This is a genomic window from Armatimonadota bacterium (assembly GCA_039679645.1).
Classification (GTDB): domain Bacteria; phylum Armatimonadota; class UBA5829; order UBA5829; family UBA5829; genus UBA5829.
The window spans coordinates 26,300-38,107 of the sequence record JBDKUO010000038.1 but is presented as its reverse complement, the minus strand read 5'-3'; the positions used below and the strand labels follow the sequence as shown (position 1 = coordinate 38,107).

General features: G+C 50.1%; 12 protein-coding genes, 1 tRNA gene and 1 pseudogene. 9 read left to right on the top strand and 5 right to left on the bottom strand.

Translation table 11 applies throughout. The annotated features are described in order from the left end of the window. Positions 1-90: 90 nt before the first annotated feature. On the bottom strand, positions 91-906 hold the full coding sequence (locus tag ABFD83_07890; GenBank protein ID MEN6356988.1) for a type II secretion system protein: 816 nt from the start codon (positions 904-906) through the stop codon (positions 91-93). 183 nt (positions 907-1,089) lie between these two features. On the opposite strand from ABFD83_07890, the gene ABFD83_07885 reads away from it, so the two are divergent. From ABFD83_07885 to ABFD83_07860, 6 genes and pseudogenes are all read left to right on the top strand, one after another. Next, the gene (locus ABFD83_07885) at positions 1,090-1,848 is read left to right on the top strand and encodes a segregation/condensation protein A (protein ID MEN6356987.1); all 759 of its coding nucleotides are present in this window, start codon (positions 1,090-1,092) and stop codon (positions 1,846-1,848) included. Next, on the top strand, positions 1,838-2,743 hold the full coding sequence (gene scpB / locus ABFD83_07880) for an SMC-Scp complex subunit ScpB (protein ID MEN6356986.1): 906 nt from the start codon (positions 1,838-1,840) through the stop codon (positions 2,741-2,743). Before ABFD83_07885 ends, scpB begins: the two co-directional genes overlap by 11 nt. Then, positions 2,736-3,785: pseudogene (locus ABFD83_07875) on the top strand (PDDEXK nuclease domain-containing protein). The gene scpB and the pseudogene ABFD83_07875 overlap by 8 nt, the downstream one beginning before the upstream one ends. Positions 3,786-3,860: 75 nt before the next feature. Further along, entirely contained in the window at positions 3,861-5,132 is a 1,272-nt protein-coding gene (locus ABFD83_07870) for a D-alanyl-D-alanine carboxypeptidase family protein (protein ID MEN6356985.1), read from the top strand. Continuing rightward, positions 5,050-5,781, top strand: a complete 732-nt coding sequence (locus ABFD83_07865; protein MEN6356984.1) for a pseudouridine synthase — start codon at positions 5,050-5,052, stop codon at positions 5,779-5,781. Before ABFD83_07870 ends, ABFD83_07865 begins: the two co-directional genes overlap by 83 nt. A gap of 10 nt (positions 5,782-5,791) precedes the next feature. Further along, positions 5,792-6,661: a cobalamin-binding protein gene (locus ABFD83_07860; protein MEN6356983.1), complete on the top strand. Its 870-nt coding sequence runs from the start codon at positions 5,792-5,794 to the stop codon at positions 6,659-6,661. 87 nt (positions 6,662-6,748) lie between these two features. Here the strand turns inward: ABFD83_07860 and ABFD83_07855 are convergent, their stop codons facing one another. Beyond that, positions 6,749-7,432, bottom strand: coding sequence for a DUF2461 domain-containing protein (locus ABFD83_07855; GenBank protein MEN6356982.1), 684 nt, complete (start codon positions 7,430-7,432; stop codon positions 6,749-6,751). A gap of 153 nt (positions 7,433-7,585) precedes the next feature. Further along, positions 7,586-7,673, bottom strand: a tRNA-Ser gene (locus ABFD83_07850). A gap of 170 nt (positions 7,674-7,843) precedes the next feature. Between ABFD83_07850 and ABFD83_07845 the strand changes: the two genes are divergently transcribed. From ABFD83_07845 to ABFD83_07835, 3 genes are all read left to right on the top strand, one after another. After that, positions 7,844-8,851 (top strand): lytic transglycosylase domain-containing protein, encoded by a 1,008-nt coding sequence (locus tag ABFD83_07845; protein ID MEN6356981.1) that lies wholly within the window; start codon positions 7,844-7,846, stop codon positions 8,849-8,851. 1 nt (position 8,852) lies between these two features. Then, entirely contained in the window at positions 8,853-9,272 is a 420-nt protein-coding gene (locus ABFD83_07840; protein MEN6356980.1) for a hypothetical protein, read from the top strand. A gap of 108 nt (positions 9,273-9,380) precedes the next feature. After that, a complete protein-coding gene (locus ABFD83_07835; GenBank protein MEN6356979.1) occupies positions 9,381-9,893 on the top strand; it encodes a phosphatase PAP2 family protein in 513 nt (170 codons plus the stop codon). A gap of 7 nt (positions 9,894-9,900) precedes the next feature. On the opposite strand, the gene ABFD83_07830 is transcribed toward ABFD83_07835, so the two are convergent. Together ABFD83_07830 and srlD are read right to left on the bottom strand one after the other, a co-directional pair. Beyond that, positions 9,901-10,965 carry a glycoside hydrolase family 130 protein gene (locus ABFD83_07830; protein ID MEN6356978.1) on the bottom strand — a complete coding sequence of 355 codons (1,065 nt, stop codon included), beginning with the start codon at positions 10,963-10,965 and terminating at the stop codon, positions 9,901-9,903. 6 nt (positions 10,966-10,971) lie between these two features. Further along, entirely contained in the window at positions 10,972-11,766 is a 795-nt protein-coding gene (gene srlD / locus ABFD83_07825) for a sorbitol-6-phosphate dehydrogenase (GenBank protein ID MEN6356977.1), read from the bottom strand. Positions 11,767-11,808: the final 42 nt, after the last annotated feature.

Here is an 11,808-nt window from a genome sequence, read left to right as displayed (position 1 = left end):
TGCTGGCATGATTGTGGCTCGCCTCCTTTATTTTCTCACAAAAATGAATTCGGCGTTGACCGTCCATTTTCATGCCAGCAGCCTCATCTTTTACCTATTAAAATTCCGTAGATTTGACACGCACCCGTCGCGGGGAACCTTTTTTGACCAGTACGTATTAAACCTCACCTCATAAGCGGCTTTATCCACATACCACTCATACATCTCAGAATATGTAGAAAACTGGCTGATAGTCCAACGCCCGGGCTTACGCGCAATTACATGCCCGTCGCAATACAGATAATTATTGTATTGTCCATGCCATGGGTGATCAAGCTCTTTCGTCAGCTTGTTTTTTTGGACATAGCCGCTTACGTAGAACCAGTTGGCGCAGCGGTAGATATAGTCAAGATCTTTGTCTTCATCATTTGCAATATTGCACCCCTCATATAGGAGAATTGTTTTGGCGCTTCTGGGTATCAGCCCGGAGCGTATACCGCAGCGGTATGCGCAACATGCAGGGTATTCGGCATCGGCAGGAGTGCGCAGGTATGAGTTCATTGAATAACTGCGTGGAGAATACTTGCCGTTCCAGCCGTCAAGCATCGGGCAGCACCATACCGACTTGACCCCGCGCTGTGGGAGATAGCTTTGAAGGCCGCCGTTGCCTGTCTGTGCCCAATAAGTATGGTCACCCCTCAAGCCGCCCGGACAAGGCCAATAGTCGCTCCAGTCTTGAGTGTAGGCCATAAACGCCCCGGCGAACTGCCTGAGGTTGCTGGCGCATTGTGTGCGATATGCAATTCTTCTTGCCTGCGAAAAGAGGGGCAGCAGAATTTGCGCGAGGATCGCAAACACCGCGCAGACAAGCAGTAGTTCTATTATAGAGAAACCTGACCCTCTAATTTCATCCTTAAGGCGCGGCATCGTCCACCATCATGGCTAAGTGATGAACTACGCTGTCATTATATGTCAGCTCGACTGCACTGTCAATATCTGACAAAAAAAGCATTTGCGGTTATCGCAATTGCCTTTATTACAAAACCCTTGAGCTAAACGCAATTATGCGATATCCTATTAGTGATGACTTTCAGGTGAGGGAGATTTGTGGTGGATATAGCGCAGACCCAGAAAAGCCCCTATAACATAACTCTCCCGGCATTCGAGGGACCGCTCGATCTGCTGCTGCACCTGATCCGCGAGAACCAGATAGATATCTACGACATCCCCATTGCAAAGGTATGCGAGCAGTATCTGGCGTATTTATCCCTAATGGAATCGCTTGACCTCGAACTGGCGGGCGAGTGGCTCGTAATGGCGGCAACACTGATTGAGATCAAATCAAGAATGCTGCTGCCTGAAGACCCGAAAAATGAGTCCGAATCTGAAGAAGAACAGATCGATCCCAGACTCGAACTTGTCGAGCGGCTGATAGAATACGAAAAGTTTAAGAGCGCGGCTGAGATATTTAAGGAGCGCGAAGAGCAGCGCGCAAGGGTATTTGTGAGGGGAGCAACTGAGCTTTCATTTGAACTCAAGCCCACCTTCGATCTCGAGAACATCACCGCCGTTGACTTGCTCTCCGTCTTGCAGCGCATACTTGCCGATGTTGGTGAGGAAGAAGTCACAAGCATCCAGAAGCGCAAAATCACCGTGCGTATGCGCATGCGCGAGATTCAGCGCAAACTGGCTGAAGCTGCTGGGCAACTTAAGTTTGAAGATTTGTTCGACGATTCGATTAACCGTATTGAAGTGGTAATCACGTTCCTGGCACTGCTTGAGCTATTGAAATCCCGTATTGTAAAAGTCAAGCAGAAAACAGCATTTTCGCCTATTGAGATCATCACGATGGAGTCAAATGGACGATAGAGACACAACACTTGAAGAGCTTGAATCCGAGATCGGGGAAGTCGTATCTACCCAGCCGGTAGCCGAAGTGACTGTCGCCGAGCTTTCCGATGCCGTGACGGGTGTCGCGGTGGTCCGGGATGACGAGCAGCCTAAGAAGGGGCGCGGGCTGGCAGCGCTGTTTTCGCGCAGGCCGTCCAAGAAACGCGAGGAGCCAGAGCAGACTCAAGAGGATATCGAGTCGGCAGCAGCTCTTATCGACGGCGACACTACCTCAGATGAATCGGAAGACGAAGTCGAAGAAGTTCCTCCGCACAAAAACGGCAAGCTCAAGAGCGTGATCGAATGCATGCTCTTTGTCTCGAATGAACCTCTTGGCGCAAAGCAGCTCGCAAGCACGCTCGAACTGGATGAATCCAGGATCGAAGAAGCTATCAGGTCACTCGAATCGGACCTCGACAGCCGAGGACTGCAGCTTATGAAGATCGCCGGAGGCTATCAGCTTTGCACCAAACCCGAGTATGCCGACTACTGTGCGCTTATTCTTCAGCCTGCAAAACGCAAGCTTTCCAAGGCAGCCTTGGAAACTCTGGCGGTAACGGCGTATCGGCAACCAGCCACCATGCCCGAGATCGAAGCAGTGCGTGGAGTTGCTGTAGGTGGGGTAATGAAAACACTGATGGAGCGCGGTCTGGTCAAGGAAGCAGGGCGCAAGCAGACCCCCGGCAGGCCGATATTATACGCGACCACTCCTGAGTTTTTGGAGTATTTCGGGCTTAACGACATATCCGAACTGCCGGATATCGACATGCTAGCAGTAGAGGAAGTAAAGGCTCTGGAGGCTCAAAGAGAGCTCTTTAGCCAGGATAATGCCGATACTTCTACAGCGAGCGAACCAGAGAAATCTGATGGCTGACGACCTGCTTCCTGCGGTAGAGGGTTACGAGGGGTTCTTTAGGGATATCAAGGAGCGAATCCACAGCGCCCGCATACGCGCGGCACTGGCAGTAAATCAAGAACTCGTTCTACTCTATTGGCAAATAGGAAAAGATATACTAAATAGGCAGCAAGATCAAGGTTGGGGCACAAAGATTATAGATCGTCTCGCGCATGACCTGCGTGCGGCATTTCCGGAGATGAAGGGTTTCTCGTCCCGGAATCTAAAATATATGCGAGCTTTTGCCCAAGCATGGCCGGACATTATATTTGTGCAACAAGTTGTTGCACAAATTCCTTGGGGCCATAATGTTCGGATTTTGGACTATGTTAAGGACCCATCTGAACGTGAATGGTAAGTTCGTCGCGCCATAGAGCATGGCTGGAGTCGAAATGTACTTGTCTGCCAGATTGAAAGCCGACTCTTTGAGCGCCAGGGACGTGCAATAAGCAATTTCAGTGTTGCGCTGCCTGCACCGCAATCCGAACTGGCACAGCAGATACTCAAAGACCCATATAATTTCGACTTTCTCAGCCTCGGGGATGACTACACAGAGCGTGATCTTCAGAAAGCTCTGCTTCTGCATGTAAGGTCTTTCCTCCTTGAACTGGGAGCCGGGTTCGCCCTTGTCGGCAGTGAATATCATATCGAGGTCGGCAATCAGGACTTTTATATTGATCTGCTGTTTTATCATCTGCATTTGCGGTGCTATGTTGTCGTCGAGCTGAAGATAGGGGCATTTCAGCCCGAGTACGCAGGAAAGATGAACTTTTATCTATCAGCAGTCGATGATATTCTCAGACATGCTGACGACCAGCCGAGTATAGGCATAATCCTGTGTAAGAACAGGGAAAAGATAGTGGTGGAATACGCGCTGAGGGATGTCGGCAAACCCATGGGTATTGCAGGGTTTGAACTAACGGAATCCTTGCCGAACGAGTTGAAAGGCTCACTGCCTTCGGTAGAAGATATCGAAGAGGAACTCGGCAGGTATAATGATTGCAAAGAAACTGAGGAGTAATATGAAGCGCAAGCTTCTATGATTGTTATGCACATGATGTCAACCCGCCGCATATGGGCGGTTTTATCTATTATAATGTTGTCCGTCTGCTCCTCTGCAATATATGCGGAGAGCGGCACTATCACACTGCAACTGGATGACGGCCAGTCACAGCACGTTGCCGATATTCCGGCGGTAAGGTCCGCTCTTGCGGCTAAGCCGACAGTAAACGCGGTTAGTGCTGTGCTGATGGACCCGCAGACCGGCATTGTCCTCTACTCAAAGAACGCGCATCTGCGCAGGCCCAATGCCAGCACCACAAAGATAATGACGGCCATCCTGCTGATCGAGAAGTGCAAGATGGACGATATCATAACCGCAAGCAAAAAGGTTAGCAAGACCCCGTTTACTTCGATCCATCTGAAGCCCGGCGAGAAGATCACAGTCAGGGACCTGCTCTACGGCATGATGATCCGTTCAGCCAATGATGCGGCTGTCGCGGCAGCCGAGCATGTGGCCGGAAGCACATCCAAATTCGCAGCTATGATGAACAAAAAAGCACGTGAGATCGGCTGCAAGGATACACATTTCGTAACGCCGAACGGCCTGTACGCCAAAGGGCATTACTCATCTGCCTATGACCTCTGCCTGATGGCAAGATATGCCATGAGATATCCTGTATTTAACGATGTAGTGAACGCTCGCAAATACGCCCTCACTTCACGAACGATAAATAAAAAGGACCTTGTCGTCTTCAGCCGAAGCAGGTTTATGAAGGACTACTATGGCGCGGACGGCATCAAGTCAGGTTATATTAAGCAGGCCGGCCACTGCTATGTCGGCAGCGCAACCAGAAACGGCTGGCGGCTGGTCTCGGCAGTGCTAAAGAGCGATAACGCGGGACGTGACACTGCAGCAATGATGGACTACGCCTTTGCCAATTACATGCCAATAAGTGTCACCAGGGCGAGCGATGTATGCGGACATGCGCCGGTCGGCGGGGGGGCACAGAAAACCGTTTCACTTCACACTGTGAGCGATTTTAGAGTAGTCGTTCCCAAGACCGGGGCAAAGATCTCGACTAAACTAAACATAAAACCAATAGAAGCTCCGATCAGCCATGGCGATAAACTCGGCAAGCTGGTTGCCTGTGTAAACGGTCATAACGCCGGAAGCATTGATCTTCATGCAGCCGGCAATATAGAAATCAGCGCAGCGCGCAGGTTCTGGGGCTTTGCCCGGACGAGTGGACTTATCCTTGCGTGTTTGGTGGTGGGTGGAAAATATGGAACAGCGATTACAAAAAATACTCGCCGCCGCAGGCGTAGGGTCACGGCGTCACTGCGAGACTTTAATCGTTACAGGTAGAGTATCTGTAAACGGCGAGGTCGTCAGCCAACTCGGCGCAAAGGCCGATCCCGAAATAGATAAGATAAGCCTCGACGGCAGCCTTATAGACCCGAGTCAAGAGAGGCTCTATATACTGCTCAACAAGCCGGTCGGATACACAAGCACCCGGTTCGATAAGTTCGCTAAGAACACAGTCGTCGAGCTCGTGGATGCGATAGATGCGTATCTGTATCCTGTCGGCAGGCTGGATGTAGACACATCCGGGCTGATGATCCTCACCAACGACGGCGATTTTGCTCATCTTATGACACATCCGTCGCATGAGGTCAATAAAGTATATGTAGCCGAGGTTCGCGGCAAAATGACCCCCGATGAGCTCAGGCAACTGAGGATAGGCGTCGATCTTGAGGACGGCAAGACCGCTCCCGCAAGAGCCGTGCTCCTCTCGCACTCGGACGCATCGAATACCAGCACTGTAGAGATCACCATTCATGAGGGCAGAAAACGACAGGTCAGGCGGATGCTGTCGGCTGTCGGCCATAAAGTGATCAAGCTTGCGCGTGCCAGGCTCGGCTCACTCGATCTCAAAGGCTTGCGTGAGGGTCAATACAGGTTTCTGACGAAGAAAGAAGTGTCCGACCTGATTAAGCTCGCCACGCCGAAATAAGAGGACACCGATGTTGAAAAAAAGCTCAGTTATTATAATATTTGCCTGTCTGCTCGCGCTCTCGACAGCGGCGTATGCCGGTTACCCTATGAAGGTGAAAGACGCCAGAGGTAAGGTCATCACGCTCAAGACAAAGCCCATGCGCATAGTCTCGATTGCCCCCAGCAATACCGAGATTCTCTATGCGCTGGGTCTCAATCGTAGAGTAGTCGGGGTGACCAAATACTGCGACTACCCCCCTGAAGCTGCCAGCAAACCAAAAGTCGGCGACATGAACATAAGCGCGGAGTCTGTACTGGCTTTGAGGCCCGATCTGGTAATTGCGCATTCGTATATCAATGCCGGCGTGATCACCCGGCTTGAAAAGCTCGGGCTTAAAGTCTTCGCTGTCGACCCCAAGACAATAGATCAAGTAATGCGGGATATCCGCACAATAGGCAGGATTACCGGCCGCCCAAAGACAGCAGAGTCAATTGTGCTAAAGATGAAGCGCAAGATTGCTGCAGTCAAATCGAGCCGATTAAAGCAAAAGTCAGAAAGAGTGCTGGTCGTGATCCAGGCAAATCCGCTTTGGGCCGCCGGACCGAAAACCTTCGTTGATGAAATGATCGGGCTTGCGCATGCAACAAACATAGCGCATGACGCACGCCCCGGCTTTGTAACGTTTTCAAAAGAGCTTGCCGTCTCACGCAACCCTGATGTAATAATCACAGGTCAAAAGCAGGACGCGCATTACTTCCTTACAGACCCTGCGTGGAAGCAGACCTCGGCGGCAAAGCATGGGCGTGTATTTGTAATCGACAACGATCTATTGGTGCGGCCGGGTCCCAGGTTGGCTTACGGACTTGTCAAACTGAATCAAGCGTTAAACCGCAAGTAGAAAAAGCCCGCATCGCCTTGAAACGGAAGCGAAAAGAACTATTTGAGGTTTTCTTTGGCAGCAAATTCTCTTTTGTATCTATACAGATTAACTATTTCGCAGTTTTAGAAGATAGCGATATAAAGGAGCTATGGTGTTGAACCCTGAAATCATGTCTTCAGCTAACTCGCCGCTGAATATTAGTCTGTCGATTTTTCTATTGCAAACCAGGTAAAGATTTCTCCTTTGATACCAATCTTGAATTTCTCTAGATTTTGATTCGTTAATAATCCTTTTGTATATTTCTCCCTCTATGGCAAAGGTTTTTTGCTTTGGATAAAACGAAATTGCTTCTTGAAATTCTTCTTCTTTTTCATCTATCATCTCTCGGAATTTGCGCATTGTATCCGGCGATGCACTGTAGAAACCCATACCATAACGATAAGATGAAGGGGCTATTTCAAAGAAGTATGCTGGAGCATCCATCCAGTCTTGACGCGGTCTCTTAAAAGTCAACCACATTGTTGTCTTGTAAGGGCCTTTGTTGCCGGAAAACCTTGTATCTCGATAGATTCTGGAAACAGTCTTCGGACCAACTACGAGAAGAGAGTCTATTGCCAGCATGTCTGCGCTTAAATCGGCGGCTAAATTCTGCAACGGTACAAGTAGATATTCTTGGTATTCTTGTTTATGAGCTTCAAACCACTCTTTGTTGTTATTCGCTTTTAGGTTACATAAAAACTCTAGCGTTTTTGGAAAAAATCCGTTGAATGTGTGCTCCCCACTATTCATATGGTTCCATCCTATTATTGTAGACTTAAGGTAGTATATCATATGAGACTGACAGGGGTTGCCGGTTTGGCATTATCTTCCCCGCCCATAATGCCAAAAACAAACTAAAGCCCCTGCAGAATGCTTGCAGAGGCTTATTTCACGCTCATATTATGGCGGAGAGGCAGGGATTCGAACCCTGGGTGGCTTGCACCACGACGGTTTTCAAGACCGTTCCATTAAACCGCTCTGGCACCTCTCCACGCGTTCAATCTGAGCACAGTAATACACTTTGGCAAGTGATTGCACAACTTTGCTCGATAAATTATACCTCATTCCAGGGTTTTTTGTCATTCTCGATTATCCCTATTTTTGGGGCTGGGGCATTGTATGGTATACTAAATACAGAGCTTTTTGCCGGGAGATATCGGCTTGAGACTGCGTTTAATCTTTATAATTCCTCTTTTGATTGTCGTTTCCACAGCGGCTTTTGCCGACGAACCCATATCGGTAAAAGAGTATTTGTCGCTGCGAAAGAAACTGCTTACCAAGCTGCCGTTATCGGCTTTACGTGCGGATTCCGGCTCATATTTGGGCAAGGTGTTCGAGATCAGGGGCACAGTGTCCGGATATTCAACAAACTCAAACGGCAGCAGTATTATCCTCTCAACACGAGAAAACGGCTCGTTTATCATAAGCGCAAACAGTCTGCCGTCTGAAAACCCGCCGATCGAACTTGCATGTCTGGTGCGGATAGGAGAAAGGTCCACCCATTCGCTCTCGGATTTACGGCTTGTCGCCTGCGCATATGATGTCGATTTGAAAAGGCATGACGAAGCCGAAAGAAAAGCTGCAGAAGCAAAGATTGTGAAAGCAGAAGAGGCTAGAGCCAGAACTAATGCAAAGCCGGATAAGAAAAAGAGCTTACAAGGCGGCAAGCAGTTGACTGCCGAAGAGTTTATTGCCGCTTACAAAAATGCCATCAAGGGCTTCAACAAAAAACTTTCAGAAGCAGAAGCAGATAAAATCGCCCGCAGTGTCGTCGGTTTCGGCATGAAGTATCAAGTAGACCCCAGGCTGGTATGCGCGGTGATCCTTGCCGAATCGCACTTCAGGATAAATGCGACTTCTCCATGCGGCGCTCAGGGATTGGGGCAGCTTATGCCGGGCACAGCGGCGGGTCTTGGTGTTAACAACGCGTATGACCCGGTCGAAAATATCTACGGGTCTGTTAGATATATTAGAAGTATGGTCGATAGGATGGTCGGCGGTAAAATGTGGTCTGAGCTTACCTGGAATGATCTTGCTGTCGCATTGGCTGCCTATAATGCCGGTCCGGGCGCAGTCAAAAAGCATGGCGGAGTGCCTCCATATAAAGAGACTCAGAACTATGTGCGTAGGGTCGTTTCAATATATAAACAGCTCTGCGGGGTAAAATAAAATGAGCGGGGCGGTCCATGCCTTGATCGGCGCAGCGATCGGATCACTTATTAAGAATAAGCCAGGATCGTTTACCGCAGGAATTGTATCACATGTTCTTGCGGACCTGCTGCCCCACAGGGATTTCAATCCTGCTGTAGAAGTTCCGCTTATGGCAGGGACGATGGCGGCAATCGCCGGACTTCACGGAGTCGATTCGCCGGAGTTTTTGGGGGCGCTTGGCGCAATTGCTCCAGATACAGAGCACGCACTCTCAATTACTGGGTTCATTACCAACGAACAAAAAGTCTTCCCCACACACATGGATGATGGCAAGTATCATGGCACTGACAGCGGCGAGCATTTAAGCCAGACTCTGGTTGCTCTTATCGCGGCATGTATTATTGCGGCTTGCTCAGACAACAGCACTTCCGGTAAATAGCCTCTTTTTTCCTCATCTCTGATTGCATGCCCGGCCGACATCCTCGCCAAGAGGAATAGCTTTACCGCGTGTAGAATCTTATCTGATAACGGGAAAGAAAGAGAGGATATGAAACCGATCATATCTTTGAAAGCAGTATGCGCGCTCGTAATAATACTATGCGCTTTACCGGCATATGCTGGCAGCAGCGCCGCCAGTGTAGTCTCCGACCTCACCGGACCATTTATATTGGCCGGAGAGCTTAGTTTATATCACTCCAGTGGCAGGCAGGAAGCCATCAATGGGTTAAAAGCGCTTTTTGCAACCGGGGCAATTACGGAGACTCTAAAGCTCACGGTTCACGAGAAACGACTTAAAGATGATGGAGATGACAGCTTTCCCAGCGCGCACACTGCCGGGTCGTTTGCCATGGCAACCACACTTGTAAATTACCAGCCTGATATCAAGTGGTTCGCATACGGCACTGCCGCTGCGGTCGGGTGGTCGCGTGTGGAGGAGAGGGATCACAGGTGGAGAGACATTATTGCCGGTGCCCTCATAGGCCACTTTGCAGCCCAGAGGTTCACCGGCAGTCACGTCACAATAACTCCAGGCGGACTTGGATATCAGACCGCCTGGTAAGGTCCGCTCAACATGCAGGAGTCAGGCTCGCTAAAATCTCCTGTATGCTCAAATCAACCGCGCACATGGTCTCGTCGGCTGCGCCGTAGTAGACCGTCACAGTATCTCCACGCACGATTGCGCCGCAGGTGAAGACGACATTGCCCTTAAATCCGTTCACTTCATATGGGGCCTCAGGCTCCAGAATGGGAGCGGGACTTTTTGCAAGTACCTTCTCCGGATAGTCCTTGTCCATCAACATAGCGCCCAGGCAATAACGATCACCCGGAGTGGCCGCATGATAGATCTCCAGCCAGCCGCGTTCGGTCATAAACGGAACCGCGCCGCCGCCGAGTCTGCCGCCTTCCCAGGTGCCCTCAGTGCAGGTGAGCATCAACTTGTGTTCGCCCCAGTGAATGAGATCATCCGAGTAAGCCATCCACATATTGGGCATGCCCATACAAACCGGAAACGGTCGATTGATCAGAGCATATTTGCCGCGTATCTTTGATGGAAAAAGCAGACCGTCCATATTTGCGGGAACGAGAATGATCCCGTGCTTTTCCCAGGTCACGAAATCCTTTGTGCTGGCAAGGCACTGAGTAATTCCAGTCGATGCAACACCTTTGTAGACCACATAATATGTATCGTCCAGCCTGGTGATTCTTGGGTCTTCGATCCCATAGGTCTCATATTCCTGGTCGGGAAAGAGGGCGGGCTTTTCGTCCACAGTGAAGTGAACGCCATCCTTGCTGCGGGCAACCCTCAGGTGCGAGAGCGAGGTAAGATACAACTTGTCCTTGGCCGGAAATGTCACAATCCGCGGGTCATCCAGATTGATTCCTTCATCTTTCCTGCTGAATGTAAGAGTCTTTAACTCGGCTGTGCCGCTTTCAAAATCGACGACTGGAACCAGCACCAGGTCCGGGTCATGACTGACCGGCCTTTCGGCCACGCGCATAAGCAGAATGATCTCACCGTCATGTTCGATCACACCTGCGTTGAATGCGCACAGGACTTCATAGTCCGGCTGCGACGGCTTCACATCCGATGGTTTTATCAGCGGGTTTTCGGGATAGCGTCTAACTTTCATCTTCGATTATCTCATCTCCTGACCGCCAGTGACGTTGATCGCCTGGCCGGTCATATAGCTTGCCTGGTCCGAGGCAAGGAAGGTGACTACATTGGTTATGTCATCATAGGTGCAGCTTCGCCCTAGAGGGACCTGATCCATATATTTCTTCTTGACTTCCTCAATCGAGATACCCTGAGTTTCGGAATACTGCTTAAAGAGGCTGTTTTGCCAGAGAGTGCCTTCGAGCAGGTTGCCGGGGCAGACTGAGTTCACACGCACGCCGTAAGGAGCCATTTCCAGCGCAAGGCTCTGGGTAAGACCGATGCCGCCAAACTTGCTGGCTGCATAAGCCGAGTTGCGGAACGAGCCTTTTTTACCGGACTTGGAATTGACCTGCACTATATTTCCGCTCTTTTGCTTCATCATAATCTGGCAGGCATGCTTTGCGCAGATCATATATCCGACCAGGTTGACCTCCATCACCATTCTCCACTCGCTGACGGGGAACTCCTCTATAGCGTGAGCCTTGAGAATTCCCGCGTTGGAGACAAGCACGTCGAGCCGACCGAAGTCTTTTTCGATCATCTCCAGGCTGGAGTGGACCTCGAAGTCGTCAGTGACGTTCATCTTAATGCCCTGGGTCTTTACGCCAAACTCCTTGGCGATGTTCTCGGCTGTCGCCTTTGCGCCGTCTTCGTTGATATCGGCTACAAGCACCGTTGCGCCTTCACCGGCAAATCTCTTGCTTATGGCCTCACCAAGGCCCTGCGCGCCACCTGTGACCAGGACGATCTTTTTATTGAACCTTGCTTCACACATTGTAATTGCCTTTCTTAATGTATATATTACCCTGCGGTTAAA